Genomic DNA, 26,659 nt, shown 5'->3' on the forward strand with positions numbered 1-26,659 from the left:
CAGCAGCGCGCAGTCAGCGGCTCAGGGGGTTACCGGTTCACGGCGCGGTCACTGTCAGAGCGGCCCGGCGGGGGCTGGAGAAGCCCTCCAGGTCCGCCCGGGTCAGTCCGGTGAGCCCGGTGACCTCCGCAGTGTCCAGTGCGCCGCAGTCCAGACCGCGCAGCAGATAACCGCTGAGGGCCTTCGCGGTGGCAGGTTCGTCCATGACGTCGCCGCCGGCCTTGGCGACATACGCGGCAAGACGGGCGGCGGCCTGCTCGAGGCCCTCCCGGTAGAACGTGTAGACAGCGGCGTAACGGGTCGGCAGGTGGCCCGGATGCATGTCCCAGCCCTGGTAGTAGGCCCGGGCCAGGGCGCGGCGGGTCAGGCCGTAGTGCAGCCGCCAGGCCTCGTGGACGTGCTCGGCGGGGCCGATCGGCAGGACGTTGGTCGAACCGTCGCAGACGCGCACGCCGGTGCCGGCGGCGGCGACCTGCATGACGGCCTTGGCGTGGTCGGCCGCCGGGTGGTCGCTCGCCTGGTAGGCGGCGCTGACGCCGACGCAGGCGCTGTAATCGAAGGTCCCGTAGTGCAGACCGGTGGCCCGGCCGGCCGCGGCGTCGATCATGCGGGCGACGGCGGCCGTGCCGTCGGCGGCGAGGATGGACTGGCTGGTCTCGATCTGGATCTCGAAGCCGATCCGCCCGGCGGGCAGCCCGTGCGCCTTCTCGAAAGCCTCCAGCAGTCGCACGAACGCGGTGACCTGTTCGGGGTAAGTGACCTTGGGGAGGGTGAGTACCAGGCCGTCCGGCAGGCCACCCGCCCGCATCAGTCCGGTGAGGAAGATGTCGGTGGTCCGGATGCCGCGATCGCGGACCGCGGCTTCCATGCATTTCATCCGGATGCCCATGTAAGGAGCCGCCGTCCCGTCCCGGTACGCATCGGCGACCAGCCGGGCGGCGCGGGCAGCTGCCGCGTCCTCCTCGGCGTCGGGGCGCGGGCCGTACCCGTCCTCGAAGTCGATGCGCAGATCCTCGACGGGCTCCCGTTCCAACTTCGCCCGGACCCGGTCGTACACCGGGCCGGCGAGGTCGCTGCCGATGCCGAGCACGGCGGCGAAGGAGGCGGCGTCCGGGGCGTGTTCATCGAGCGACGCCAGGGCCTGCTCACCCCAGGTACGGATGGTGTCGGCGGTGAACGCGTCGCCTGGTACGTACACGGTGTGGACGGGCTGGCGGGTGCCGGGATCTCCCGGGTAGCGGCGTGCGAGCTCCTCGTCGACGGCGACGAGCGAAGCGCTGATGTCCTCGCTGATCGCGTCCGTGAGGCTCGTTGCCACCTTCTCCTGCTGACCCATCCTTCACCCTCCTGTTTTCCGTTGTGCGGAATCAACAATCCGCATAGTGAAGTTAGTCGGCACCCTGGATCTGCGTCAATGGTTGCCCGAAACGGCCCGGGGCCGCGCGGCGACGTTCACCGCGCGGCCCCGGGCCGTGCTGAGCGGTACCGCGGCGGCGGTACCGGAGACGCAGGTCAGCCCTTGCGGGAGGTGACTTCTTCGGTCAGTTGCGGGACGACCTGGAAGAGGTCGCCGACCACGCCGTAGTCGACGAGGTCGAAGATCGGGGCCTCGGCGTCCTTGTTGACGGCCACGATGGTCTTCGAGGTCTGCATGCCGGCGCGGTGCTGGATGGCGCCTGAGATGCCGTTGGCGATGTACAGCTGCGGCGAGACCGACTTGCCGGTCTGGCCGACCTGGTTGGAGTGCGGGTACCAGCCTGCGTCGACGGCGGCACGCGACGCGCCGACCGCGGCGCCGAGCGAGTCGGCGAGCGCCTCGATGAGGTGGAAGTTCTCGGCGCCGTTGACTCCGCGGCCGCCGGAGACCACGATCGCGGCCTCGGTCAGCTCGGGGCGACCGGTCGACTCGCGGGGAGTGCGCGAGACGACCTTGGTACCGGTGGACGTCTCACCGAAGGTGACGGCCAGCGCCTCGACGGTGCCCGCGGCCGGAGCGGCCTCCACGGGGGCCGAGTTGGGCTTGACCGTGATGACCGGGGTACCCCGGGACACCCGGGACTTGGTGGTGAAGGAAGCGGCGAACGCCGACTGGGTGGCCACCGGGCCGTCCTCGCCGGCCTCCAGGTCGGTGGCGTCGGTGATGATGCCGGAGCCGATTCGCAGCGCCAGGCGGGCCGCGATCTCCTTGCCCTCGGCGGAGGTCGGGACGAGTACCGCGGCCGGGGAAACGGCCTCGTAAGCGGCCTGGAGTGCGTCGACCTTCGGAACGACGAGGTAGTCGCCGAACTCGGGGGCGTCAGCGGTGAGCACCTTGACCGCGCCATGCTCGGCGAGGGTGGCGGCGGTGGCCTCGGCGCCGGAACCCAGCGCGACAGCGACCGGGTCACCGAGGCGGCGGGCCAGGGTCAGCAACTCCAGAGTGGGCTTGCGGACGGCACCGTCGACGTGGTCGACATAGACGAGAACTTCAGCCATGGGAATGGTCTCCTGCGCATGCGAAGAATCTGGGGGAAGGGGTGATGGGACCGGCTCGGCGAGCCGCGGCAAAACCGCCGGCTCGCAGCTGCGTCAGATGAACTTCTGCTCCGCCAGGAAGGCCGCGAGCTGCTTGCCGCCCTCACCCTCGTCCTTGACGATCGTGCCGGCCGTACGGGGCGGGCGCTGCGCCGCGGAATCGACCTTGGTCCAGGCGCCCTCGAGGCCGACCGCTTCGGCGTCGAGGTCCAGGTCGTCCAGGTCCAGGGACTCCACCGGCTTCTTCTTGGCGGCCATGATGCCCTTGAAGGACGGGTAGCGGGCCTCGCCCGACTGGTCCGTCACGGACACGACAGCCGGCAGGGAGGCCTCGAGCTGCTCGCTCGCAGCGTCGCCGTCCCGGCGGCCCTTCACCGTGCCGTCCTCGACGCTGATCTCGGAGAGCAGCGTGACCTGCGGGACGCCGAGCCGCTCGGCCAGCAGCGCCGGGACCACACCCGACGTGCCGTCGGTCGACGCCATACCGCAGACGACGAGGTCGTAGCCGGTCTTCTCGATGGCCTTGGCGAGCACCAGCGAGGTGCCGATGATGTCGGTGCCGTGCAGATCGTCGTCCTCGACATGGACGGCCTTGTCGGCGCCCATCGAAAGCGCCTTGCGCAGCGCGTCCTTGGCGTCCTCGGGGCCGACGGTGAGCACGGTGATCTCGGCGTCGTCGGCCTCACCGGCGATCTGGAGCGCCTGCTCCACCGCGTACTCGTCGAGCTCCGACAGCAGACCGTCGACATCGTCACGGTCCAGCGTCAGGTCATCGGCGAAGTGCCGGTCGCCGGTGGCGTCGGGCACGTACTTCACACAGACAACGATCCTCAAGCTCACGCCGGCTCTCCTACTGCATCGTCTTTTCCGGGCTGCCTTGTTGCTCGCAGCATAGGCTCCCGATGGGGCGATTTCCGGTCGGGGCTTCCGACGACCCCACCAAAATATTACTCGCCAGTACATCCAGAATGTACCCAGTAAGCAAGCGCTTTGAACTGTGACCTGAACAACGCGGAGAAGCTCGGATTCGGCGCCTGCGAGTTGTGGCCCGTCAGTCCCGCAGCGCGTTGAAGCGCCCCTGGTGATAGAGCAGCGGACGGCCCGTGCCCGTGGGATCGCCGGTGACCGCCTGGGCGATGACGATGCGGTGGTCCCCCGCGGGGATCCGGGCGGCCACCCGGCAGACCAACCAGGCCAGTACGCCGTCCAGCAGCGGCACTCCTTCGGGTCCGTTGCGCCAGCCGGTGGGCGCGGCGAAGCGGTCGGCGCCGCTGCGCGCGAAGGTGGCAGCCAGTTCCTGCTGGTGTTCCCCGAGTATGTGAACGCCGACGTGCTCCGCCTCGGCGATGACCGGCCAGCTCGAGGAACCCGTGCCTACCCCGAAAGAGATCAGCGGCGGTTCGGCCGCGACGGAGTTCAGTGAGGTGGCGGTGAAACCGACCGGGTGCTCGCCGGCCGCGGTGATCACCGCGACACCTGCCGCATGCTGCCGGAAGACCGAGCGGAGCAGTTCGGGGGTGGCGAGCCGGTCGGCGCCGAGAAGCTGCGACATAGCGTCAGATTGACGATTCGAAGGGTGCCCAGTCAAGCGGGCCCCGGTAGGTGCGAGATCTGTCACGGTGTCACGGCGGGTCAGACCGCTTCGCCCAGTGCGGCGATCACATCGGCTCTGCGCGGCTGACCCGATGCCCGCCGGACGATCCGGCCGGTCGCGTCGAGCACCAGGACGGTGGGCGTCTCCATGATGTTCAGCTCCCGCACCAGCCCGAGCTGCGCCTCGGCATCGATCTCGACATGCGCTACGCCCTCCACCATGCCCGCCACATCGGCCAGCGTGCGCCGGGTGGCCCAGCAGGGCCGGCAGAAAGCACTGGAGAACTGGACCAACGTCGCCCGCTCCCCCAGCCGCTCGCCCAATTCGGCGACGCTCAGCCGCCTTTCGCCCTCGCCGCGCACGTTCGTCCTTCCGTCGCTCCACCGGCATGCCGAGCCGGACTCCCGCACCGGCGGGTACGCCGCCGGGTATCACCGCGCACACGGAGAGTCCCGCTCATCGCCTCATTGCAGCATTTACGGAGCCGTGATCATTCCCCCGACCGGGCGCCGGAGGCCGGTGACGTGATGAGAATCTCCCGGATCCTCGCGGTCAGAGCTGGCTACTCTTGTCGCTATGGGGCACGATCTGCCCAATGCCGAAAAACCTACGGCAGCGTAACTTCCGCCGGGGGGCGCATCCCCGGGCACAGAAGGGCCTCTCCAGATGGCAGAACTCGTTTATCGACCGGTCATCGGCGCCGCTCGCGCAATGTTCAAGGCGCTCGACCTCAAAATCGATACTCAGGGTTCGGAGAACATCCCGCGCTCCGGCGGGGCGGTCCTCGTCAGCAATCACATCGGCTACCTGGACTTCATCTTCGACGGCCTCGCCGCGCTCCCGCAGAAGCGACTGGTGCGCTTCATGGCGAAGGAGTCGGTCTTCCGGCACAAGATCTCCGGCCCGCTGATGCGCGGGATGAAGCACATCCCGGTGGACCGCAAGAAGGGCGAGACCGCCTACCGGCATGCGCTGACCGCGCTGCGCTCCGGCGAGATCATCGGCGTGTTCCCCGAAGCCACCATTTCGGAGTCGTTCACGCTCAAGAGCTTCAAGTCGGGCGCGGCCCGCCTGGCCCAGGACGCCGGCGTCCCGCTGATCCCGATGGCGCTGTGGGGAACCCAGAGGCTGTGGACCAAGGGCCGGCCGCGCAATCTCAAGCGCAGCCACATCCCGGTCACGATCCGGGTCGGCGAGCCGATGGAGGCTCCCACCGACGAGTACGCGGGCGCCATCACCCGTCGGCTGCGCGAGCGCGTGCAGGAGCTGCTGGAGGCCGCACAGCGCGCCTATCCGGTACGTCCGAGGAACACCGCCGACACCTGGTGGGTTCCCGCTCATCTCGGCGGTACGGCACCGACGGCAGCGCAGGTACGTGAAGCCCGCTGACGTCAGCCGAAACGTCTCTCCTCACCGCGCTGCATCGTCAGAGACCAGCGGGGAGTGTGCGCTCCAGGTGCCTACGGACGGGCGCGGCTCGAAGGGCGTTCAGCACGGCCGGGTGCGGTGCGGCGAAGAGCACCGGGTAGTCCGTCTCCCCCAGTTCCGGACGCACGCTCCAGGCCAGGCGCTCGTCCACCAGGGAGAACTGCGCATCGACACCGGGCTTGTTGCCTCTCGCGTCCAGCCGGGACCAGGTGCCCCGCCCCGGTAGTTTCACCGCCACCAGACCGTGAACCGCATGGTTCGATCCGTCGTCGTCGCCGAGCCGCTGGTAGCAGAGGGCGGTGGGGATGGATTTGGCGCGCAGCAGCGCCGCCAGTGCATGGGATTTGGCATAGCAGATGCCGTTGCGCTGCTCGATCACATCGGACGCGCGCCAGGTGACACGGGGGTCGCCCGAGTCGAATGAGTGCGCGATGGCGTCCCGGACGTACTCATACGCGGTCCGCGCGTATGCATATGCGTCCGGGGCCATCCGGCTCAGCTGCTCCGACGTCTCTCGCACGAGCGGATGCTCATGGTCGATGACCGAGTCGGCCGCCAAATAGGCGGAAAGGTCTGGGACTTCTTGGATCAGCTCCATGTCCCGAGCCTACGGACACAAGCCGACCGAGGCCAATTAATTTCCACGCCATCGCATATTCATACAGATCCTTGGCGCCATCCCTAGCGGGCCATCTCTTCCTTGAGGGCCAGCAGGAAACCGTCCACGTCTTCCTCCGTGGTGTCGAACGCGCACATCCAGCGGACGTCGCCGGCGGGCTCATCCCAGAAGTAGAAGCGGTAGCGCTTCTGCAGCCGCTCGCTGACGTCGTGCGGAAGCCTCGCGAAGACGGCGTTGGCCTGGACGGCGTGCAGGATTTCGACGCCGTCCATCTGACGCACGCCCTCGGCGAGCCGCTGAGCCATGGCGTTGGCATGGCGGGCGTTGCGGAGCCAGAGATCGCGGGTGAGCAGCGCTTCCAGCTGTACCGACACGAAGCGCATCTTGGAGGCGAGCTGCATCGACATCTTGCGCACATGCTTCATCTGCCGCACAGCATCCGGATTCAGCACCACGACCGCTTCGCCGAAGAGCATGCCGTTCTTGGTGCCGCCGAACGACAGGATGTCCACCCCTACGGCGTTGGTGAACGTCCGCATCGGCACATCGAGCGAGGCAGCGGCGTTGGCTATGCGGGATCCGTCGAGATGGACCTTCATTCCGTGGCTGTGCGCATGCGCGCAGATGGCGCGGATCTCGTCCGGGGTATAGACGGTGCCGAGTTCGGTGTTCTGAGTGATCGACACGACTTGTGGCATCGCACGGTGCTCGTCGTCCCAGCCGAAGGCCTGGCGGTCGATGAGCTCGGGCGTGAGCTTGCCGTCCGGCGTCGGAACCGTCAGCAGTTTCAGCCCGGCCATCCGCTCGGGCGCGCCGCCCTCGTCCACGTTGATGTGCGCGGTCTCGGCTGCGATGACCGCGCCCCAGCGGTCGGTGAGCGCCTGCAGGGCCACCACGTTGGCCCCGGTGCCGTTGAACACCGGGAACGCCTCGGCGTGCTGGCCGAAGTGGCTGTGGATCAGCCGCTGCAGGTGGTCGGTGTAGGCGTCCTCGCCGTACGCCACCTGATGGCCGCCGTTGGCCAGGGCGAGTGCGGCGAGGATCTCCGGGTGGGCGCCCGCGTAGTTGTCACTGGCGAAGCCGCGCACGTCCGGGTCGTGGTGACGTACGGCATCGGTCTTCACGGGGCGGGGGTCAGCCACAGGCGTTTTCCGTTCACTTCTCCGGCGGGCTTGTCCCAGACGCCGACGATGGCCTCGGCCAGCTCCACGGCGTCGGTGAAGCCCGCGAACTTCGCGTTCGGGCGTTCGGCACGCATCGCGTCATGCACCAGTGCCTTGATCACCAGCACCGTCGCCGCAGCCCGCGGCCCGTCCTCGCCGCCCGCCTTGCGGAAGGCGTCGCCGAGCGCCAGCGTCCACGCTTCGGCCGCCGCCTTCGAGGCCGCGTAGGCGGCGTTTCCCGCGGTGGGCTTCGACGCACCGGCCGCGCTGATCAGCACATAGCGGCCGTGGTCGCTGCGCAACAGCCCTTCGTGGAAGGCCAGCGAGGTGTGCTGGACGGTACGGATGAGCAGCTTCTCGAGCGTCTCCCAGTCGCGCAGATCCGTCTCCGCGAAGCCGGCACTGCCGCGCCACCCGCCGACCAGGTGGACCAGGCCGTCGATCCGGCCGAATTCCTTCTCGATGCTGTTCGCCCAGGCACGCGTCGCCTCCAGGTCGAGCAGATCGACCGTCTCACCGATGACGGTGGCACCGCCGTGCGCATACCGCGCCGCGTCCACCGCCTCGGCCAGCCGGGCGACGTGCGCGTCGGCGCCGACCACAGTGGCGCCGGCCTCGGCCAGTTTCATCAGGGTGGCCCGGCCGGCCGGGCCCGCCGCCCCGGCAACGGCGACCACGGCGCCTTCCAACGATCCCTTGCTCATCGCCTTCGCCTCCTCCGTACGCGGACTCACGCGGCAGCTCGCTCGGGGCCGCCCGCCGCCGTGATGCCCTTGGTGGAGGCAACCACATTCTTCAGCTTCTTGGAGAGCGCCTCGTAGAACATGCTGAGCGGAAACTCGTCCGGAAGCACGTCGTCCACCAGTTTACGCGGCGGCTGACTGAGATCCAGGGCGTCCGGGCCCTTGGCCCAGCGGGAGCCGGGGTGCGGGGAGAGGTAGCGCGAGACCAGGTCGTAGGCCGCGAACCAGTGCACCAGCTTGGGGCGGTCGATGCCGGCCCGGTACAGCGCCTCGATCTCGGCACAGAGCTGGTTGGTGACCTGCGGGGCGAGATCCCAGTCGATCTTCAGCGTACTGTCGGTCCAGCGCACCACGTCGTGCTGGTGGAGGTAGGCGAAAAGCAGCTGGCCGCCGAGACCGTCGTAGTTGCGTACCCGCTCGCCGGTCACCGGGAAGCGGAACATCCGGTCGAACAGCACCGCGTACTGGACGTCACGGCCCTGCGCGAAACCGTCGGTCTCGAGCTGCACGGCCTCCCTGAACGCGGTGAGGTCGCAGCGCAGCTCCTCCAGGCCGTACATCCAGAACGGCTGACGCTGTTTGATCATGAACGGGTCGAACGGCAGGTCCCCATGGCTGTGGGTCCGGTCATGGACCATGTCCCACAGGACGAACGCCTGCTGGCAGCGCTCCTGGTCGCCGACCATCTCCCGGATGTCGTCGGGGAGTTCGACCCGCAGGATGTCCACGGCTGCCTCGGTGACGGTACGGAAACGGGCGGCCTCGCGGTCACAGAAGATGCCGCCCCAGGTGAAGCGGTCGGGGGCTTCGCGGACCGCGATGGTCTCCGGGAAGAGCACCGCGGAGTTGGTGTCGTAGCCGGCGGTGAAGTCCTCGAACGTGATGCCGCAGAACAGCGGGTTGTCGTACCGGGTCGCCTCGAGCTCGGAGAGCCACTCGGGCCAGACCATGCGCAGCACCACCGCTTCGAGATTGCGGTCCGGGTTGCCGTTCTGCGTGTACATCGCGAAGACGACCAGGTGCTGCAGGCCGTCGGCTCGCTGGTTCGCCGGGTGAAAGGCCAGCAGTGAGTCCAGGAAGTCGGGTACGCCGAAGCCGCCGGAAGCCCACTTGCGGAGGTCTGCGACAAGGGCTCGGTGGTAGGCGGCATCGTGCGGCAGCAGCGGAGAAAGCTCTTGCACGGCGTCGACGACCCGGCCGACGGCGGCTTCCGCGGTCTCACGGGAAGGGGCCGTATCGGCGTCGAAGTCGATGGAACCGTCCTTGGACTGCCAGGGCCGGATCTCCTCGACGGCGGCCTTGAGCACGGGCCAGGCCGGATGCTCGACCACACGCCGAGCGCCGGATATGGCGCCACCCACGGCGTCCTGCACAAGAATTTCCGTCATGTCACTTCCTCCACAGGAGAACCTAGCGTCGGGACACCGTATCGCTGTCCAGATCACCCGTTCAAGGGGCCCTTCCGTAAATTATCCTGCCGAAGGCCCTTGATCGCAGCGATTCTTCCCGTTGACCACCGTATCGACTGCGCCTTCTACCCGCTTCTGGGATCTCCACGCAGTACGCTTCTGGTCGCCCGCCCGCCGTCAACCGCGGGACACGGCACCACGGAAACGCAAGCAGGGGCCGGTCGTCGGGGTGGGCTACTGGGCTGCGGCTCCGTCATGTGGGTAGCTATGCCGCGAGAGCCGCCATCGACGGAAGCGAGAGAACCTTGAGTCTCCTCATCATCGGACATCGCGGGGTCATGGGCGTCGAGCCGGAGAACACCCTGCGGTCCTTCGTGCGCGCGGAACAGTCGGGCATGGACGCCATCGAACTCGATCTGCATCTGAGCAAGGACGGCTCGCTGGTCGTCATGCACGACACCGAAGTGGACCGGACGACCGACGGCAAGGGAGCCATCGCTGACAAGACGCTCGGCGAACTGCGTGAACTCGACGCCGGCCAGGGCCAGCGGGTGCCCGTCTTCGACGAGGTCCTCGATGCGGTGCGCTCACCGCTTCAGGCGGAGATCAAGGACGCGGCAGCGGCCCGCGCACTCGCCGAGGTGATGCGGCGGCGGGATCTGGTGGGCCGGGTCGAGGTGTCGTCGTTCCACGACGAGGCGATCGCTGAGATCAGCTCGCTGGTTCCGGGGGTACGGACCGCTCTGATCGCGAGCCGGTGGGGAGCCGATGTGGTGGATCGGGCGAAGGCGGTCGGCGCGGCGACGGTGGCGCTCAACATCCGCAGGCTGACCCTGGAGACCGTGGAGCGGGCGCATGCGGAGGGCCTGAAGGTCCTGGGCTGGGTGGTGAACACGCAGGACCATCTGCGGCTGGTTCGGGCGCTGGACCTGGATGGTGCGACGACCGACTATCCGGAGATCCGCCGCACCGGGCGGTTCACCGCGTAGCCGGCACGGACGGCCGCGCGGACGCCGTCACCGGTCACCGCGCGGGCCTTCCGGGCGGTCACTGCGATGCGGGGACCGTTGCGAGCCGCTTGATCAGCAATTCGAACTGCAGGTCGTCACGGAGCGGGATGCCGAAGCGTTCGTCGCCGTACGGAAAGGGCGTCATCCGGCCCGTGCGGCGGTAACCGCGCCGCTCGTACCAGGCGATCAGATCGTTCCGTACGGAGATCACCGTCATGTGCATCTCGAGGACCCCCCAGTCCGCGCGCACCGTGCGTTCGGCCTCGGCGATGATCTGCTTGCCGAGGCCCTCGCCCTGGTGGCCGGGGCTCACCGCGAACATGCCGAAGTAGGCAGCCGCGCCGCGGTGCTCCAGCTGGCAGCAGGCGAGCGGCCGGCCGTCGCGTTCCACCACCAGCAGTCGGCTTCCGGGGGCGGCTATGACAGTGCGCACCCCTTCCGGGTCGGTGCGTTGGCCCTCCAGAATGTCCGCCTCCGTGGTCCAGCCGCCGCGGCTGGCGTCCCCTCGGTAGGCCGACTCGATCAGCGCGACCAGCGCCGGTACGTCGGACTCGGCAGCATCCCGGAATGTGAGCGGGTCGGGGGCGGTGTCCATGAGGTGAGGTCTCCCGTCGGAGGTGGGCCGAAGATTCCCCGACAGTAACGCGCGGCGGCAACGCGCCGGGTCGCGCTCCCCGTGTACGCCTCTGCGCTTGCGTGCGCTTCGGCCGGTACGGGAATCGATGCCTGGGGGCGCCCTACCGAGGGGCCCGTACCGCCCGGGCCGGTCCCGACCGGCGGAGCGGTGACGCCGACGGGGGAGAAGATCCGTGCACGGACCTGCGATGTCCGGCTGGTTGCTGGTGGCGTTGAGCACAGCGACCGGCGCCTACTGCCTGGCGCGCCTGCGCAGTAATTCGGAGTCGGCCCGCGCATCGGCCGGGGGCGAGGCGTTGATGGCGTTCGGCATGGCCGTCATGGCGCTGCCCGCGGCGCTGGTCACCATCCCGGCCCGGGGGTGGACGGTGCTGGCGGTGGTGTTCGGCTGCGGTGCGCTGCGCGCCCTGTGGTCGGCACGCACCGCGGGTCACCATCTGCACCATCTGGTAGGGACCCTGGCCATGGTCTACATGACGGTCCCGATGGCCTCCGGCGGCATGCAAGCGGGCCACATGGAACACGCGGCCGGCGGGGTTCCGCTGGTCACCGGGGTGCTGCTGGCGTACTACGCCGGATATGTGCTGCGGACCGGCGCCACCCTGATACCCGTGCCGCCGCCGGTCGCGGCAGGGCCGACGGGCGGGGCGGCGAACGCCGCGACACCGGGCTGGGGTGCCCGGCCGGAGCTGACGCTGGCTTGCCGGCTCTCCATGGGCATCGCGATGTTCGCGATGCTGCTGACGCTCTGAACTCGCCGATCACGACCGTGTCATACATCACTTGAGAAGCCGGACCATACCCGGGGCTCCGCCGCGCTCATAAGCTGACGCCCATGGTGGTCTCCCTAGCGCTGTTGCTACTCGGAGCCGTGGCCGCTGTCGCGGCTCCGCGGCTTCTGGCGCGCGCCCAGTGGCCGGAGCGGGAGCCGGTGGTGGCGCTCTGGGTGTGGCAGTGCGTGGTGGCCGCCGTACTGCTGTGTTTCGCGCTCGCCATGACGTTCAGCGCTGCCGCGGCCTGGCAGCTGGTACGGGGCAACGTGTTCGCGCCGGCCCCGCACGCCGTCGTGGAGGCCTACGCCCTGGGTACCTACGCCCAGTGGTCGGCGGCGACCTCGGTGGTTCTCGCGGCCTGCGGCATCTGGACGGCGGCCATGCTCACCCGGGAGATCCACCGGGCGAGGGCCAGACGCCGGCAGAGCCGTGAGGAACTCCTGGTGCGCTCCCCGGTGTTGCCCGGTGAGGAACCCGGCGGTGAGCGGCTCGTGGTGATCGAGGGCGAGCGTCCCGATGCCTGGTGGCAGCGAGGTACCCACCCTCAGCTGGTGATCACCACGGCGGCCCTGCGGCGTCTGAAGGGGCGGCAGTTGGATGCCGTGCTCGCCCATGAGCAGGGCCACGCACGGGCGCGGCACGACTGGCTGCTGCACTGCTCAGCCGCGCTCGCGGCCGGGTTTCCCCAGATTCCGGTGTTCGCCGCGTTCCGCCAGGAGATGCACCGGCTGGTGGAGCTCGCCGCCGACGACGTGGCATCGCGTCGGTTCGGGCGGCTGACCATAGCCCTGGCACTTGTCGAACTCAACGAGCATCGCGGGGTGTTCGGCCCCTGCCCGACGCCCGACGCACAGCTTCCGCGCCGCGTCGACCGGTTGCTCAGCGCCGCCCCGCGACTGACCGCCGGCCGCAGGCTGCGGCTCACCGCGGCCGCCGCGCTGGTCCCGGCCGTACCGCTGCTGGTGGCGTTCGTACCCGGGCTGCGCGCGCTCGGGTAGCACCCGCAGAGGGCGCGGGCAGCACTCGGACAGCACGTGCACATGAGGAAGGATGCCGGTATGACGATCAAGGCTGTGCTCTTCGACTTCTCAGGAACGCTCTGCCGGATCGAGCCGGTGGGAGCCTGGCTCCGGGCCGTCGTGGACGATGCGGGGATGTCCCTGAGTGACACCGAATTCGCACGTTGCGAGCGGGAGTTGACGTGGTCCGGGGCCCTCCCCGGCGGCCCGCCCCCGCAGCAGGTGCCCAGCCACCTCGTCGCCCTGTGGGCGGCCCGCGACAAGAGTGCGGAGCAGCATCGTGCGGCGTTCACCGGTCTGGCGCGGCAGGTGGCGCTGCCGGACGCCGCGCTCTACGAGGCGCTGTACGACCGCCACATGACGCCGGCCGCCTGGCACCCGTACCCGGACGCCGTGGAGGTGCTGGAGGGGCTGCGCCACCGCGGCATCGGCGTGTGCGTGCTGAGCAACATCGGGTGGGATCTGCGGCCGGTCTTCCGCGCCCACGGCCTCGACGGCCTGGTGGACGACTACGTCCTCTCGTACGAACACGGCGTCCAGAAGCCCGAAGCGCGGATCTTCCGCATCGCCTGCGAGGCGGTGGGACAGGATCCACGCGATGTCCTGATGGTGGGGGACGACCGGGGCGCCGACGGCGGAGCCGCGGATCTGGGATGCGCCGTCCACTTCGTGGACCACCTACCGGCCGCGGAACGCCCCGACGGGCTGCGGCCCGTTCTCGAGCTGATCGGGTGAGCACCGGTGAGGGCGGGGCAAGGCAGCAGAACCACCCGAACCGGACGATCCCCCGCGTCGCCCGGTTCGGGTGCAGCCCCGCACAACGGACCCGACGGACCCCTGTGCAGGATGCGTTGAGTATAGTTGGCTGAGAGCCAGTCAACGCAGGAGTCAAGCATGTCCCCGCGAAGCCCATCGGTCAATGAGGAGTTGCGGCGACGTTCCCGCGAGCGGCTTCTGCAGGCCACAGTGGATCTTGTCGGCGAGCGCGGCTACGAGGCGACCACCCTGGCGGACATAGCCGATCGGGCCGGCTCGGCCCGCGGTCTGGTCTCGTACTACTTCCCCGGCAAGCGGCAGCTCCTGCAGTCAGCGGTGCACCGGCTGATGCACCGCACACTCAGCGCCGCCCTGGAGCGCGAGCCGCGTACCGAGGACGGACAGGAGTTGCTGGCCCGTGCGATCGACGCGGTTCTGGGACTCGCCACCGACCATCCCGTCCTGATGCGCACCCATATGGCCGGAATTCTGCAGGCCCAGGGGTTTGTGCAGTGCCCCGAGCAGCAGCGGCTCGCGCAGGTGCTGTACGAGACGGTGCGGAGCTATGGGTCTCCCGATCCGGCCGCCGGCTATCTGCTGCTGCGCGCCCAGTTGATGGGCACGGTCTTCGCGCAACTGCTGCCCGGGGCGCCGATGCCGCTGGCCCGGCTGCGCGCCGAGCTCTTCCAGCGGTACGGGCTGGAATGGGGGCTTGGCGTACCACCGGACGAGGAACCCCCACCCGGCGATGCCCGGCACGACTTCGCCGGTCCGCCGCCGCAGCCGTAGCCCGCGTCCGTTCAGCTCTCGCCGAGGCGACGGGACTCCCGCTCGGCGGCCTCGAGCACACTCCCCAGCAGGCCGGGGAACAGCGCTTCCAGATCTTCACGGCGCAGCCTGTTCATCTTCGCGGTACCCCGGTAGATCTGCTGGATGACGCCGCTCTCACGCAACACCCTGAAGTGGTGGGTGCTGGTCGACTTGGTCACCGGCAGGTCGAACCGTGAGCACGCCAGCTCGCCCCCGTCCGATGCCAGTTCACGAACGACGCACATCCGCATGGGGTCGGCGAGGGCGTGCAGCACCCCTTCGAGACGGATCTCGTCACAGCTCGGATGAGCCAGGGTGCGGCTGCTCGTCGCGCTCGTCACGTCGGCTCCACTTCGCTCGATACCTCGAGAGTCGTTCGGTCACTGAGCACTCATTGTACGAGCATCGTCGTAGTTTGACATTGCCCGTACTACGATGTGTATCGTACTAACCGTTTCCGGTAGCCGTTGCGAATGGAGCCCGATCGTGAGTGCCCTCTTCGAGCCGTACACCCTGCGGTCACTGACCATCCCCAACCGGGTGTGGATGCCGCCCATGTGCCAGTACTCGGCCGACACCTCGGGGCCGAACACCGGAGCCCCCAACGACTGGCACTTCTCGCACTACGCGGCCCGCGCCGCCGGCGGCACCGGGCTGATCATCGTCGAGGCCACGGCCGTCAGCCCGGAGGGCCGCATCAGCCCGGCGGACCTCGGTATCTGGAACGACACCCAGGTCGAGGCGTTCCGCCGGATCACCGGCTTCCTCGAGGGACAGGGCACGGTGGCGGGCATTCAACTGGCGCACGCCGGACGCAAGGCGTCCACCGACCGCCCCTGGAACGGCGGCGGCCCGGTGAGCGCCGACCAGGACGGCTGGCAGCCGGTCGCCCCGAGCGCGGTTCCCTTCGACGAGGGCCACCACATCCCCGACGAACTGACGGCCGACGGGATCAAGGAGATCGTCGTCCAGTTCGCCGATGCCGCTCGGCGGGCCCTGGACGCCGGCTTCCGGGTTGCCGAGATCCACGGCGCGCACGGTTACCTGGTGGGCGAGTTCCTCTCCCCGCACAGTAACCACCGCACCGACGAGTACGGCGGCTCGTTCGAGAACCGCTCGCGGTTCGCCCTGGAGGTCGTCGACGCGGTACGGGAGGTCTGGCCCGAGGAACTCCCGCTGTTCTTCCGCATCTCCGCCACCGACTGGCTCGACGAGGGCGGCTGGACGCCCGACGACACCGTTCGCCTCGCCCCGCTGCTCAAGGAGCACGGCGTCGACCTGCTGGACGTCTCGTCCGGAGGCAACGCGGCGCGGGTACGCATCCCGACCGGCCCCGGCTACCAGGTGCCGTTCGCCGCCCGCGTCAAGGCCGAGACGCCACTGCCGGTGGCGGCGGTCGGCATGATCACCGAGACGGAGCAGGCCGAGAAGATCCTGGCCAATGGCGAGGCGGACGCGGTGCTGCTCGGGCGCGAACTGCTCCGCGACCCCTCCTGGGCCCGGCGCGCCGCCCGCGAACTCGGCGGCCACGTGCAGGTACCTCAGCAGTACCACCGCTCGGTCTGACGGCCCGTGGTGGTCGGCGGTCCAGGGCCGCCCACCCCGCTCGGCGTGTGATGTGATGCGTGGCGACCGAACCGATCAGCAAGGAGGCTGGCGCATGCAGCGGGTCGCGCAGGTGATCAAGATACGTCCGGAGAAGCTGGCCGAGTACCGGGAACTGCACCGGGCCGTCCCGGAGCCCGTTCTCGCACGGCTGCGCGCGAGCCACGTCGCCAATTACTCCATCCATCTGCTGGGCGACCGGCTTTTCAGCTACTTCGAGTACCACGGGCAGGACCTGTCGGCGGATCTCGCCGCGCTGGCGCAGGACGAAGCCACCCGGCAGTGGTGGGAGCTCACCGATCCCTGCCAGGTACGCGTTCCGGAGGCCCGTCCGGGCGACTGGTGGACACCGATGGAGCAGGTCTTCCTGATGGAGTAGCCCGGCACGGCCGCGGTCGTTGATCAGCCTGCCGTCAGCCGTTCCGGCAGCCAGCGCAGCTTCGCGGCCTCCTGGAAGGGGCCGCCGCCCTCATGGTCGTTGAACGTGTAGAGCTCGATCTGCTTGTCCTGGGACGACCAGGCGTTGAAGGCGGCGAACACGGTCGACGGCGGGCAGGTCTCGTCCTCCAGCGCCACCGAGAACATCGCGGGGGCACGTCCCCTGGCCGCGAAGTGCACTCCGTCGAAGTAGGCCAGTGTGCGGTACACCTCCGCGTCCCTGCCCCGGTGGGTACCGAGATAGCTGCCGATCTCCCGGTACGGAGCGCGGTTGGTGAGCGTGGTCGCCCGGGGGAAATCGCAGAGGAACGGCACATCGGGGGCGATCGCTGCGAGGTCGGGAACCAGACCGCCGACGGCGATGGTGATGCCGCCCCCCTGGCTGCCACCGATCACCGCGGTGCGCGCGGCATCGACCGACTCGTGCGACCCGGCCGCCTCCACGGCCCGCACCGCGTCGGCGAAGACCCGACGGTAGTAGTACGCGTAGGGGTCCTCGATGCCACGGGTCATGAAGCCCGGGTAGGCAGGCCCGCTGCCGACCGGGTCCGGGGTGTCGCCGCCGCCCCACCCGCTGCCCTGGCCGCGGGTGTCCATCACGAAGTGGGCGAAACCGGCGGCGGGCCAGAGCAGATGGGTGTGCGGGAGACCACGCCCGCCGCCGTAACCGATGAACTCCACGACGACCGGGAGGGGTTCGGCGGTGCCCGCGGGGAGTATGAACCAGCCCTTGACGGGGTGGCCGCCGAAGCCGGCGAACGTCACGTCGTACACGTCCACCGCGGTCAGTCCGGTTCCGGTGACGGGCTCGAACCGGGCGTCGAGGTCGTGGGACCGGGTTTCGGCCAGTGTCTTCGCCCAGAACTGGTCGAAGTCCTCGGGCTCCACGGACTGCGATCGGTAGCTGCGGAGTTCATCCTGCGGAAGGTCGAACAAGGCCATCTGAGGTACTCCTCGTCGATGCGGCGAAGTGATCGAGACCGCCACAGTAAGGCCTTTCCCCCGGCACGCAAGCCCGCATCCGGACCGCGGGACCGGCCCGTCACGCAGTGTGGTTCACGAGACAGGCGAACTGCCCGCGACTGCTTCCGCGTTGGCGCGCGCCTGACGCACCAGGACACCGGCCCTCCGCAGCGCGACGAAGAAGCGGCCCTGCTCCCGCCACTGACGTTCCGGTGTCCAGCCGGCCGCGCGGGCATGGCGGAGCAGGGCGCCCGCGCCCACCCGCGCCCACGGGAAGCCGGCTCCGGCAGCGCCCCTGCCGTCGTCGACCCGGACCCGTACGCATTCGTCGACCTCCACGGGAGCGGCCTCGGCCAGCAGGAGACCGTCGGGGGCGATGAGTTGGGCGGTGCGGGCGAGCAGGGCCACTGGATCGCCGCCGATGCCGATATTGCCGTCGATGAGCAGCGCGGTGCCCCAGCGTCCCTCCCCCGGGAGCTGTTCGAAGACCGAACGGCACAGGGCAGGCCCGCCGGCCCGGGCGGTGCGGGCCACTGCGGCGGGGCTCACATCGACGCCGAGGGCGCGGTGTCCGAGCGCGGCGAGGGCGGCGACCAGCCGGCCGGGGCCGCAGCCGATGTCGAGGACCGTCCCCTCGCACCGGCCGAGGACCGACATGTCGGCGCGGTCGGCGCCCGCACACCAGCGTTCCACATCCAGTGGCAACAGCCAGCCGTCGTCCCTGCGCAGAAAGAGCGGGCCACGTCCGGTGCGCAGCGCGTCGGTGTACGGATCGGCCTGCCAGCTGCGCGACTGTACCGGCGCGGTCATGCGCGGCCCGCAGGGTGCGAAGGGGCGGCCGGGGACGCCAAGGCCGCTGCCTCTGCGGCTGCGGCTGCCGCGGCGAAGCTGCTGTCCGGGATCAGCGCGGCCACCTCCCGGACGTCGTCCGCGGTGTCGACGTCCCGCAGCGTGCGGAGATCGCGCACGGTGAGTCCGGCACGGATGAGCCTGGCGCGTTGCACGGCGCCGGTGACCGGGGTGGACATGGGGACGCCGCGGAGCAGTCCGGGCCTGGGCTCAGCAAGCCCGAGGGCCCAGAAACCACCGTCGGCAGCCGGACCGAACCAGGCGTCGCAGCCGGACCAGGCATCCGGGCCGAGTGCCGGAGCGAGCAGGGCGGGCGTGATCTGCGGGGTGTCCATGCCGATCAGCAGGGCCGGTCCCGTGCAGCGGGCGAATGCCGCGGCGAGCCGTTCGTCGAGCCCTCCCGCGCACTGCGGTGCCACCTCGATGCCCGGCGGCAGCCACTCCCCCGGCGCCCCGTCCAGCACCAGGATCCGGCGCTGCGCGGGGCAGCCGGCCACCGTGGCGAGGGTGTCGGCGAGCGCGGCCTCGGCGAGTCCGGCGGCCTCGAGCGGACTGTAGGGCGGGGTGAGGCGGGTTTTGACCCGGCCGGGCCTGGGCTCCTTGGCGATCACCAGCAGCGTGGTCATCGCACCGCCCCTTCGGCGACGGATCCTCCGGCGACTTCGGCGAGCACCGCGCGCATGTCGCCGACGGCCTGCCAGGTGCCTCGCCAGGTGCCGGTGACCTTCGATTTCCCGGTTCTGGGCAGGTACGGCACGTCCTGTTCGACGATCCGCCAGCCCGCGTCGGCGGCCCGTACGACCATCTGCAGCGGATAGCCGCTGCGCCGATCGGTGAGCCCGAGGCCGAGCAGCGCCGTGCGGCGAGCCGCCCGCATCGGGCCGAGATCGCGCAGCCGGAGCCCGGTCCGGGTGTGCAGCATCCGGGACAGCGCGAGGTTGCCGGCCCGGGCGTGCAGCGGCCAGGCACCGCGTCGCGCGGGGCGCCTGCGGCCCAGCACCAGATCGGCCTCCATGTCCGTCACCCCGCGGACCAGCGCGGGCAGCAGACCGGGGTCCAGCGAGGCGTCGCAGTCACAGAAGCACACCAGGTCCGCCGTGGCGGCGAGCAGGCCCGCGTGGCAGGCGGCGCCGAAGCCGCGCCGCGGCTCATGGACCACGGTGGCACCGAGGGACTCCGCGAGGGCGGCCGAGCCGTCCGTGGAACCGTTGTCGACCACCAGGGCCCGCCATCCGGTGGGAATGCGTTCCAGCACCCAGGGCAGCGCGGCCGCTTCGTCGAGGCAGGGAAGGACGACGTCCACCGTCGTCGGGATGAGGTCGGTCACGTCCCTCACCGTACGAACCGGAAAGTGGCCTGCGGGGTTTCCAGTCCTTACGAAACGCGGACATCCGCACCCCGGCGCCGAAGCACTGGGCCGTTTGCGGCGGCTCGGTGACAGGCTGGGCACATGCAGAACCCGCACCCCGCCCTCCACCCGCCCCGTGTGCTGGTGGTCGACGACGACCCGACCGTCTCCGAAGTCGTCACCGGCTATCTCGACCGGGCCGGATACGCCGTGGACCGAGCGGCCGACGGACCCGCCGCCCTGGAGTGCGCCGCACGGCGCAGGCCGGACCTGGTGGTGCTCGACCTCATGCTGCCCGGCATGGACGGCCTGGAGGTGTGCCGGGCGCTGCGCGACACCGGCCCGGTGCCGGTGATCATGCTGACGGCCAGGGGCGACGAGGACGACCGGATTCTGGGCCTCGAGATAGGCGCCGACGACTATGTGACCAAGCCGTTCAGCCCCCGGGAACTGGTGCTGCGCGTCGAATCGGTGCTCCGCCGCAGCGCGGTGAGCGGTGACCGGCCGGGTCCGCGGCTGCGCGCGGCCGGCATCACGGTGGACCCGGCGGCCCGGCGGGCTACCAAGAACGGCCGCGAACTCGCTCTGACACTGCGGGAGTTCGACCTGCTGGCGTATCTGGTGGAGCACCCGGGGCAGGCCTGCAGCCGGGAGCGGCTGATGCACGAGGTATGGGGCTGGGAGTTCGGTGATCTGTCGACCGTGACGGTCCATGTGCGCCGGCTGCGCGGGAAGGTCGAGGACGATCCGGCGGTGCCCACGCTGATCCAGACGGTGTGGGGCGTCGGCTACCGGTTCGACGCGGCTTCGGGCGTCACCGCCGACGGAGCGGAGGCCCGGTGAACGATGTGCTGTGGATCGCCCTGTACGCCTTCGTCGGCGCCGCCGCGGCCGGACTGCTCGGCGCGGTGGCACTGCGGTTGCTGCGACACCGCTCGGTCGCGGTATCGGTCACCGTGATCTCGGCGGTCGCGGTGACCGCGATGCTTGCCGGGACGCTGGCGGTTGCCTGGGCGATGTTCCTTTCGCGGCACGACCTCAAGGTGGTGACGCTGGTCGTCGCGATGGCCGCCGCGGTGTCGCTGGCGACCGCGCTGCTGCTCGGTCGGTGGGTCGTCGCAGGAAGCAGGGCCCTCACCCTCGCGGCGCGTACCTTCGGCGACGGTGGCGACTTCGCCGCGCCGGGCGGCGCGCCCACGGCCGAGCTGGCCGAGCTGGGCCGGGAGCTGGCCGCGACCAGCGAGAAGCTCGCCGCGTCCCGTCGGCGGGAGCAGGCGCTGGAGACGTCGCGCCGGGAACTGGTCGCCTGGATCTCGCATGATCTCCGGACTCCGCTGGCCGGACTGCGGGCGATGTCCGAGGCGCTGGAGGACGGGGTGGCCGACGAACCCGAACGCTACTTCCGGCAGATCCGCGCGGAGGTGGACCGGATGAACACCATGGTCGGCGACCTGTTCGAACTGTCGCGCATCCATGCCGGGGCTTTGACTCTCTCCCCCACCCGGATGTCCGTGTACGACCTGGTGGGGGACGCGCTGGCCGGTGCCGGCCCGCTGGCCCGCGAGCTGGGTGTCCGGTTGGACGGCGACCGCGTGGCGCCGCTGCCCGTCGAGGTGGACGGAAAGGAGATGACCAGGGTGCTCGCCAATCTGCTGGTCAACGCCATCCACCGGACGCCGGCCGACGGCACGGTGGCGGTCGCTGCCGAGCTGCTGGCCGACTCGGTGGTGCTTTCGGTGACCGACGGCTGCGGTGGCATCCCCGAGGACGATCTGCCACGGGTTTTCGACACCGGCTGGCGGGGCACCGCTGCCCGCACGCCCCCTGGCGGCGCAGGCCTCGGGCTGGCCATCGTGCGCGGCATCGTGGAGGCGCACGCGGGAAGGGCCGCGGTGCGTAATGTGACGGGCGGCTGCCGCTTCGAGGTCACTCTCCCCGCAGCCCGCTCCTAGCGAATTCGGCCACGCCTTCGGCGAAGCCCGTCTCCGGCTTCCAGCCGAGTTCGTTCATCAGCCGCTGCGAGTCGGCGGTGATGTGCCGGACGTCGCCCAGCCGGTACTCGCCGGTGACGACCGGCGCCGGACCGCCGTACGCCCGCGCCAGTTCGCCCGCCATCTCGCCGACCGTGCGCGGCGTGTTGCTGCCGGTGTTGTAGGCGGTGAGGGCTGCCGGCGCGCGGTCCGCAAGGGCCTCCAGGGCGAGGACGTCAGCGGCGGCGACATCCCGGACATGGACGAAGTCCCGGCGCTGGCGGCCGTCCTCGAAGACCCGGGGGGCCTCGCCGCGGGCGAGTGCCGAGCGGAAGAACGACGCCACACCCGCATACGGAGTGTCCTTCGGCATCCCCGGGCCGTACACGTTGTGGTAGCGCAACGAGACCGCCCGGCCCCCGGAGGCGCGGGCCCAGGAGGCGGCCAGGTGTTCCTGGGTGAGTTTGGTGGTCGCGTACACATTGCGCGGATCGACCGGGGCGTCCTCCGCGACCAGGCCGGGACGCAGGTCGGTCCCGCAGCGCGGGCAGGGGGGTTCGAACCGCCCGGCCACCAGGTCGGCCTCCGCACGCGGGCCCGGCCGGACCTCGCCGTGGGCCGGGCAGTCGTAGCGGCCCTCGCCGTAGACGACCATCGATCCGGCGAGCACCAGACCGCGGACCCCCGCCGTCGTCATGGCGGCCAGCAGCACCGCCGTGCCCAGGTCATTGCAGCTGACGTAGTCGGGGGCGTCCGCGAAGTCCCTGCCGAGGCCGACCATGGCCGCCTGATGGCAGACCACGTCCACGCCGTGCAGCGCGCCGGCCACCGCATCGGCGTCCCGCACATCCGCGTGAATCCACTCGGCATCGGACAGCGGCGGCTCGGGGCGGGGGTGGGCGGACGGCAGCAGGGCGTCGATGACGACAGGGCAGTGCCCGCGGTCGGTGAGGGCCCGAGTGATGTGCGAGCCGATGAAGCCCGCGCCTCCGGTGACGAGTACACGCATATCCGGACCGTACGGCGCCGGACGGCCGTCCGGGCGCTGTCGGCGCCGGTGTCACCGGTCCGTAAGAAGTGGTGTGGCGGAACCGGCGCGGCCTGCACGATCGCGAGTCCCGGCCGTCGTTGTCAGTGGTGCGGGGCAGACTGGTTCTCATCCGCGACAACGACGTCCTGGAGGTGCTGTACATGACTGAAGTACTGCTGGCCGTGGGAACCCGAAAAGGGCTGTTCATCGGCCGTAAGCGCGGTCGGAGCTGGGAGCTCCAGGGACCGCATTTCAACGCCCAGGCCGTGTATTCGGTGGCGATCGACACCCGCCGCCCCACACCGAGGCTGCTCGTCGGTGGAGACAGCGCGCACTGGGGTCCCTCGGTGTTCCACTCCGACGATCTCGGAGCGAGCTGGGTCGAGCCGAAGAAGCCCGCCGTGAAGTTCCCCAAGGACACCGGTGCCTCGCTGGAGCGGGTGTGGCAGCTGCATCCGGCCGGTCCTGCCGCGCCCGATGTGGTCTATGCGGGCACCGAGCCCGCCGCGCTGTTCCGCTCCGACGACCGGGGCGAGACGTTCGAACTGGTGCGACCACTGTGGGATCACCCGACGCGGTCCAAGTGGGTACCGGGCGGCGGCGGCGAAGCGGTGCACACCGTGGTCACCGACCGGCGGAGCGCAGACCCGGTGACGGTGGCTGTCTCCACCGCCGGAGTGTTCCGCTCCCGGGACCGCGGAGCGGCCTGGGAGCCGTCGAACAAGGGGGTGTCGGCCGTCTTCCTGCCGGATCCGGACCCGGAGTTCGGACAGTGCGTGCACAAGATCGCGCAGGATGCCGGGGACGCGGACCGGCTGTATCTGCAGAATCACTGGGGCGTCTACCGCAGTGACGATGCGGGGACCACCTGGGGCGATATCGGCGCCGGCCTGCCGTCCACCTTCGGTTTCGCGGTCGCCGCTCATCCGCACCGGCCGGGCACTGCGTACGTCTTCCCCATCACCGCCGACGCCGACCGGGTCCCGGCGGACCGCAAGTGCCGTGTCTACCGCACCAGCGACGCCGGTGCGAGCTGGGAGCCGCTGTCGGCAGGGCTGCCGGGGGGCGAGCACTACGGCACGGTGCTGCGGGACGCACTGCGCACCGACGACGCGGACCCGGCCGGGGTGTACTTCGGCAACCGCAACGGCGAGGTGTATGCCAGCGCGGACGACGGCGACAGCTGGCAGCAGCTCGCCTCGCATCTGCCGGACGTCCTGTGCGTACGGGCGGCGGTGATCGCCTGAGCGGCACCCGCCGGTTTCCCGGCGCCCCGCACCAGTAGAGTGACGCCCCGTGGCAGCACGACCGTTGAACGAAATTGTCGAGGCCGGATGGGCGCAGGCGCTCGCGCCCGTCGCCGGGCGGATCACCGCGATGGGCGAGTTCCTGCGCGCGGAGATCACCGCGGGGCGCACCTATCTTCCGGCGGGGGCACATGTCCTGCGCGCGTTTCAGCAGCCGTTCGACGAGGTGCGCGTCCTGATAGTCGGACAGGACCCCTACCCCACCCCCGGACACGCTGTGGGTCTGAGCTTCTCGGTGGCACCCGAAGTCCGTCCGGTGCCGGGCAGCCTGGAGAACATCTTCCGCGAGCTGCATACGGACCTGGGGTTGCCGCGTCCTTCCAGCGGTGATCTGACACCTTGGGCGGGGCAGGGTGTGCTACTGCTCAACAGGGCGCTCACCACGGCGCCCCGCAAGCCGGCTGCGCATCGCGGCAAGGGCTGGGAAGAGGTGACCGAACAGGCTATCCGGGCGCTGGTGGCGCGCGGGAAACCGTTGGTCTCGGTGTTGTGGGGACGGGACGCCCGTAATCTGCGGCCGCTGCTCGGCAGCCTCCCGGCGGTCGAATCCGCGCACCCGTCCCCCATGTCGGCGGACCGTGGCTTCTTCGGCTCGCGTCCTTTCAGCCGCGCCAACGACCTGCTGGTACGTCAGGGCTCGCACCCCGTCGACTGGCGGCTGCCGTGAGCTGGGTCATCGGAGTGGACTCCGGCGGCTCGGGGCTGCGCGTCGCGCTCGCCGACGCGGCGGATCCCACCCGCAGCGAGTGCGTGGTGTCTCGGGAAGCGGTCCGCACCGGCCCGTCCGGCATCGAAACGGCGCACCTGCTGGCCCAGTTGCTGCCGATGGCCGGGGAACTGCTCGGCCGGGCAGGAGGCGTCGGGGTGACCGCGGTGGCGGTGGGCGCTGCCGGGATGGCGACCCTCGGCGACGATCTGCGGGAACGGCTGCCGGCCGCGCTGGAGAGTTCGCTCGGCGTCCGCCGCCTGGCGCTGGCCGCGGACGCGGTGACCGCTTATGCGGGGGCGCTCGGGCAGCAGCCGGGGGCCGTGGTCGCCGCGGGCACCGGCATGATCGCGCTCGGCACGGATCTGACCGGGTGGCGCAGGGCCGACGGCTGGGGCCATCTGCTCGGCGACTGCGGCGGCGGAGCCTGGATCGGGCGGGCCGGTCTGGAGGCGGCGATGCGCGCCCACGACGGCCGGCGCGGTGGCTCTCCCGCCCTGCTCGCACGTCTGGAAGCGGTGTTCGGCCCCGCTGCCGGTCTGCCCGGGCAGTTGTATCCGCGCCACGACCGACCCGCCCTGCTCGCCTCGTTCGCCCCGGAAGTGGCCGGCTGCTCCGCCGGTGACCCGGTGGCTGCCGGGATTCTGCGGGAGGCGGCCCGGCAGATCGTCGACGCCGCGGAAGCGGTCTGCCCGCCGGCCGGGGCCGGGGCTGCGGAAGCGGCTCTTACCGGTGGTCTCCTCAAGATGGGGGACCCGCTGCTGACCCCCGTGCGGGAGGAGTTCGCGGAGCGGCTGCCGCACGTGCGGGTGGTACCGGCGGCCGGTGACCCGTTGGCCGGAGCGGTCCGGATCGCTGCCGCGCTCGCCACCGGGACACTGCGACTGCCGTCGGACCCGCGCCTCCTGCAGCTGGCGACCGAACAGCTCAGGTGATCTGCCCGCCATGCACCGGATAAATGCGGACAGATGTTGCGGGAAAGCACCCTCCCTCAGCCGTCGGGCCTCCGAAGCCAGTAGCATGCGGCGCCATGAGCTCCCCCAATGGGCCCGCATCCGGCCTGCCTGTACGAATGCCGCGACCTCGCCAGACGGGACGGCACCGCCGCCCGGAACCCGCGGTGGCCCCTGAGGGCGCGCCCGCACTGATCCTCGCCGTTCCCGGCACTCCTTCTTCCGCTGTGCGCAGCCTGGCGGAAGAAGTCAGCTTTATCGCTCGCTCCGAGCTTCCCGGCCTGGACGCCCGCATCGGCTACCTGGACGGCGCGGACGGCGAGTTCCCGACGCTGGAGACAGTGCTCGCGCAGACCGCCGCCGAACGCGTCGCGCGTTATGAGCAGGCGAAGGCCGCCGGCCGCGAGGTGGCCGAGCCCACCGGCCCCACGGCGGTCGTGGTGCCGCTGCTGGCCGGCCCCGATGCCTCCGCCGAGCAGCGGATACAGCAGGCCGTCAAGGACAGTGGCACAGCCGCCGAGCGGACGGAGGTGCTCGGCCCGCACCCGCTGCTCGCGGAGGGTCTGCACGTCCGGCTGTCGGAGGCCGGGCTGTCCCGCGCCGACCGCGCCCGGCTGTTCACCGTCGCCACCGCGGCCGACGGCATCATCCTGGTGACGGTCGGCGGCGAAGAGGCGGTGCAGGCCGCCGGGATCACCGGCATGCTGTTGGCGGCGCGCCTCGCCGTGCCGGTGATGGCCGCCGCACTCGATGTCGAGGGATCGGTCACCGCCGTCGCGGAGCAGTTGCGCGGTTCCGGTTCCACCCAGCTCGCGCTCGCGCCGTACCTGATCGGCCCGGAGGTCGCCGACGGTCTGCTGGACACCGCCGCCAAGGAGGCCGGATGCGCCTCGGCCGAGGCGCTCGGCGCGTACCCGGCGGTCGGCAAGCTGGTCCTGTCGAAGTACACCGGCGCGCTGGGCATCGTGCCGCAGCAGCCGTCACAGGGGGCCCCGGTCAGCTGAACCGACATACAG

The 26,659-nt window shown here is 70.5% G+C and carries 30 protein-coding genes; 14 read left to right on the top strand and 16 right to left on the bottom strand.

What is annotated here, in order from left to right; all coding sequences use genetic code 11:
* Positions 1-37: 37 nt before the first annotated feature.
* The 5 genes from AB0436_RS12225 to AB0436_RS12245 all read right to left on the bottom strand — a co-directional run bounded on the left by AB0436_RS12225 (position 38) and on the right by AB0436_RS12245 (position 4,470).
* The gene (locus tag AB0436_RS12225) at positions 38-1,336 is read right to left on the bottom strand and encodes an aldolase/citrate lyase family protein (protein ID WP_366467718.1); all 1,299 of its coding nucleotides are present in this window, start codon (positions 1,334-1,336) and stop codon (positions 38-40) included.
* Positions 1,337-1,512: 176 nt separating this feature from the next.
* The gene (locus AB0436_RS12230; protein ID WP_366467719.1) at positions 1,513-2,475 is read right to left on the bottom strand and encodes an electron transfer flavoprotein subunit alpha/FixB family protein; all 963 of its coding nucleotides are present in this window, start codon (positions 2,473-2,475) and stop codon (positions 1,513-1,515) included.
* Between the two features lie 93 nt (positions 2,476-2,568).
* Positions 2,569-3,354, bottom strand: a complete 786-nt coding sequence (locus tag AB0436_RS12235; protein WP_366467720.1) for an electron transfer flavoprotein subunit beta/FixA family protein — start codon at positions 3,352-3,354, stop codon at positions 2,569-2,571.
* Between the two features lie 211 nt (positions 3,355-3,565).
* Positions 3,566-4,066, bottom strand: a complete 501-nt coding sequence (locus tag AB0436_RS12240; RefSeq protein WP_366467721.1) for a flavin reductase family protein — start codon at positions 4,064-4,066, stop codon at positions 3,566-3,568.
* An 80-nt stretch (positions 4,067-4,146) separates the two neighbouring features.
* Entirely contained in the window at positions 4,147-4,470 is a 324-nt protein-coding gene (locus tag AB0436_RS12245) for a thioredoxin family protein (RefSeq protein ID WP_366467722.1), read from the bottom strand.
* A 304-nt stretch (positions 4,471-4,774) separates the two neighbouring features.
* On the opposite strand from AB0436_RS12245, the gene AB0436_RS12250 reads away from it, so the two are divergent.
* Positions 4,775-5,497 carry a lysophospholipid acyltransferase family protein gene (locus AB0436_RS12250; protein WP_366467723.1) on the top strand — a complete coding sequence of 241 codons (723 nt, stop codon included), beginning with the start codon at positions 4,775-4,777 and terminating at the stop codon, positions 5,495-5,497.
* A 37-nt stretch (positions 5,498-5,534) separates the two neighbouring features.
* Here the strand turns inward: AB0436_RS12250 and AB0436_RS12255 are convergent, their stop codons facing one another.
* The 4 genes from AB0436_RS12255 to AB0436_RS12270 all read right to left on the bottom strand — a co-directional run bounded on the left by AB0436_RS12255 (position 5,535) and on the right by AB0436_RS12270 (position 9,449).
* Positions 5,535-6,134, bottom strand: coding sequence for a transglutaminase family protein (locus tag AB0436_RS12255; protein WP_366467724.1), 600 nt, complete (start codon positions 6,132-6,134; stop codon positions 5,535-5,537).
* A gap of 83 nt (positions 6,135-6,217) precedes the next feature.
* Complete coding sequence (locus AB0436_RS12260; protein ID WP_366467955.1) at positions 6,218-7,279, bottom strand: low specificity L-threonine aldolase; 1,062 nt, start codon at positions 7,277-7,279, stop codon at positions 6,218-6,220.
* Positions 7,276-8,022: an SDR family NAD(P)-dependent oxidoreductase gene (locus tag AB0436_RS12265; RefSeq protein ID WP_366467726.1), complete on the bottom strand. Its 747-nt coding sequence runs from the start codon at positions 8,020-8,022 to the stop codon at positions 7,276-7,278. Before AB0436_RS12265 ends, AB0436_RS12260 begins: the two co-directional genes overlap by 4 nt.
* 26 nt (positions 8,023-8,048) lie before the next feature.
* The gene (locus AB0436_RS12270; protein ID WP_366467727.1) at positions 8,049-9,449 is read right to left on the bottom strand and encodes a DUF6421 family protein; all 1,401 of its coding nucleotides are present in this window, start codon (positions 9,447-9,449) and stop codon (positions 8,049-8,051) included.
* A gap of 359 nt (positions 9,450-9,808) precedes the next feature.
* On the opposite strand from AB0436_RS12270, the gene AB0436_RS12275 reads away from it, so the two are divergent.
* Complete coding sequence (locus AB0436_RS12275) at positions 9,809-10,459, top strand: glycerophosphodiester phosphodiesterase family protein (RefSeq protein WP_366467956.1); 651 nt, start codon at positions 9,809-9,811, stop codon at positions 10,457-10,459.
* Between the two features lie 58 nt (positions 10,460-10,517).
* Here AB0436_RS12275 and AB0436_RS12280 read toward each other — a convergent pair whose 3' ends face one another.
* On the bottom strand, positions 10,518-11,075 hold the full coding sequence (locus AB0436_RS12280) for a GNAT family N-acetyltransferase (protein WP_366467728.1): 558 nt from the start codon (positions 11,073-11,075) through the stop codon (positions 10,518-10,520).
* A 214-nt stretch (positions 11,076-11,289) separates the two neighbouring features.
* On the opposite strand from AB0436_RS12280, the gene AB0436_RS12285 reads away from it, so the two are divergent.
* The 4 genes from AB0436_RS12285 (at position 11,290) to AB0436_RS12300 (ending at position 14,453) form a co-directional block, all read left to right on the top strand.
* Positions 11,290-11,868 carry a DUF5134 domain-containing protein gene (locus tag AB0436_RS12285; RefSeq protein WP_366467729.1) on the top strand — a complete coding sequence of 193 codons (579 nt, stop codon included), beginning with the start codon at positions 11,290-11,292 and terminating at the stop codon, positions 11,866-11,868.
* 83 nt (positions 11,869-11,951) lie between these two features.
* Positions 11,952-12,887 carry a M56 family metallopeptidase gene (locus tag AB0436_RS12290; RefSeq protein ID WP_366467730.1) on the top strand — a complete coding sequence of 312 codons (936 nt, stop codon included), beginning with the start codon at positions 11,952-11,954 and terminating at the stop codon, positions 12,885-12,887.
* 60 nt (positions 12,888-12,947) lie between these two features.
* Positions 12,948-13,643 carry an HAD-IA family hydrolase gene (locus AB0436_RS12295; protein ID WP_366467731.1) on the top strand — a complete coding sequence of 232 codons (696 nt, stop codon included), beginning with the start codon at positions 12,948-12,950 and terminating at the stop codon, positions 13,641-13,643.
* Between the two features lie 159 nt (positions 13,644-13,802).
* Positions 13,803-14,453 (top strand): helix-turn-helix domain-containing protein, encoded by a 651-nt coding sequence (locus tag AB0436_RS12300; RefSeq protein WP_366467732.1) that lies wholly within the window; start codon positions 13,803-13,805, stop codon positions 14,451-14,453.
* Between the two features lie 11 nt (positions 14,454-14,464).
* Here the strand turns inward: AB0436_RS12300 and AB0436_RS12305 are convergent, their stop codons facing one another.
* Positions 14,465-14,815: a transcriptional regulator gene (locus tag AB0436_RS12305; protein ID WP_366467733.1), complete on the bottom strand. Its 351-nt coding sequence runs from the start codon at positions 14,813-14,815 to the stop codon at positions 14,465-14,467.
* Positions 14,816-14,960: 145 nt separating this feature from the next.
* On the opposite strand from AB0436_RS12305, the gene AB0436_RS12310 reads away from it, so the two are divergent.
* Both AB0436_RS12310 and AB0436_RS12315 read left to right on the top strand, forming a co-directional pair.
* On the top strand, positions 14,961-16,040 hold the full coding sequence (locus AB0436_RS12310) for an NADH:flavin oxidoreductase/NADH oxidase (protein WP_366467734.1): 1,080 nt from the start codon (positions 14,961-14,963) through the stop codon (positions 16,038-16,040).
* A gap of 94 nt (positions 16,041-16,134) precedes the next feature.
* The gene (locus tag AB0436_RS12315) at positions 16,135-16,458 is read left to right on the top strand and encodes an L-rhamnose mutarotase (RefSeq protein WP_366467735.1); all 324 of its coding nucleotides are present in this window, start codon (positions 16,135-16,137) and stop codon (positions 16,456-16,458) included.
* Positions 16,459-16,481: 23 nt separating this feature from the next.
* On the opposite strand, the gene AB0436_RS12320 is transcribed toward AB0436_RS12315, so the two are convergent.
* The 4 genes from AB0436_RS12320 to AB0436_RS12335 form a co-directional block, all read right to left on the bottom strand.
* Positions 16,482-17,459 carry an acetylxylan esterase gene (locus AB0436_RS12320; protein WP_366467736.1) on the bottom strand — a complete coding sequence of 326 codons (978 nt, stop codon included), beginning with the start codon at positions 17,457-17,459 and terminating at the stop codon, positions 16,482-16,484.
* 114 nt (positions 17,460-17,573) lie between these two features.
* On the bottom strand, positions 17,574-18,290 hold the full coding sequence (locus AB0436_RS12325; RefSeq protein ID WP_366467737.1) for a class I SAM-dependent methyltransferase: 717 nt from the start codon (positions 18,288-18,290) through the stop codon (positions 17,574-17,576).
* A complete protein-coding gene (locus AB0436_RS12330) occupies positions 18,287-18,955 on the bottom strand; it encodes a DUF2064 domain-containing protein (protein ID WP_366467738.1) in 669 nt (222 codons plus the stop codon). Before AB0436_RS12330 ends, AB0436_RS12325 begins: the two co-directional genes overlap by 4 nt.
* Positions 18,952-19,665 carry a glycosyltransferase family 2 protein gene (locus tag AB0436_RS12335; protein ID WP_366467739.1) on the bottom strand — a complete coding sequence of 238 codons (714 nt, stop codon included), beginning with the start codon at positions 19,663-19,665 and terminating at the stop codon, positions 18,952-18,954. The genes AB0436_RS12330 and AB0436_RS12335 overlap by 4 nt, the downstream gene beginning before the upstream one ends.
* A 114-nt stretch (positions 19,666-19,779) precedes the next feature.
* Between AB0436_RS12335 and AB0436_RS12340 the strand changes: the two genes are divergently transcribed.
* The gene (locus tag AB0436_RS12340; protein WP_366467740.1) at positions 19,780-20,520 is read left to right on the top strand and encodes a response regulator transcription factor; all 741 of its coding nucleotides are present in this window, start codon (positions 19,780-19,782) and stop codon (positions 20,518-20,520) included.
* On the top strand, positions 20,517-21,629 hold the full coding sequence (locus AB0436_RS12345; RefSeq protein WP_366467741.1) for a HAMP domain-containing sensor histidine kinase: 1,113 nt from the start codon (positions 20,517-20,519) through the stop codon (positions 21,627-21,629). The genes AB0436_RS12340 and AB0436_RS12345 overlap by 4 nt, the downstream gene beginning before the upstream one ends.
* On the opposite strand, the gene AB0436_RS12350 is transcribed toward AB0436_RS12345, so the two are convergent.
* Positions 21,604-22,656 (bottom strand): NAD-dependent epimerase/dehydratase family protein, encoded by a 1,053-nt coding sequence (locus tag AB0436_RS12350; protein WP_366467742.1) that lies wholly within the window; start codon positions 22,654-22,656, stop codon positions 21,604-21,606. The two genes, AB0436_RS12345 and AB0436_RS12350, sit on opposite strands and share 26 nt — an antisense overlap.
* 182 nt (positions 22,657-22,838) lie before the next feature.
* Between AB0436_RS12350 and AB0436_RS12355 the strand changes: the two genes are divergently transcribed.
* The 4 genes from AB0436_RS12355 to AB0436_RS12370 all read left to right on the top strand — a co-directional run bounded on the left by AB0436_RS12355 (position 22,839) and on the right by AB0436_RS12370 (position 26,647).
* Complete coding sequence (locus AB0436_RS12355) at positions 22,839-23,924, top strand: exo-alpha-sialidase (RefSeq protein WP_366467744.1); 1,086 nt, start codon at positions 22,839-22,841, stop codon at positions 23,922-23,924.
* A 49-nt stretch (positions 23,925-23,973) separates the two neighbouring features.
* Entirely contained in the window at positions 23,974-24,651 is a 678-nt protein-coding gene (locus tag AB0436_RS12360; RefSeq protein ID WP_366467745.1) for a uracil-DNA glycosylase, read from the top strand.
* A complete protein-coding gene (locus AB0436_RS12365; RefSeq protein ID WP_366467746.1) occupies positions 24,648-25,625 on the top strand; it encodes a BadF/BadG/BcrA/BcrD ATPase family protein in 978 nt (325 codons plus the stop codon). The genes AB0436_RS12360 and AB0436_RS12365 overlap by 4 nt, the downstream gene beginning before the upstream one ends.
* Before the next feature lie 95 nt (positions 25,626-25,720).
* Positions 25,721-26,647, top strand: a complete 927-nt coding sequence (locus AB0436_RS12370) for a hypothetical protein (RefSeq protein ID WP_366467747.1) — start codon at positions 25,721-25,723, stop codon at positions 26,645-26,647.
* Positions 26,648-26,659 lie beyond the last annotated feature (12 nt).

Source organism: Streptomyces sp. NPDC051322 (assembly GCF_040689485.1).
In the GTDB taxonomy this organism is placed as follows: Bacteria; Actinomycetota; Actinomycetes; order Streptomycetales; family Streptomycetaceae; genus Streptomyces.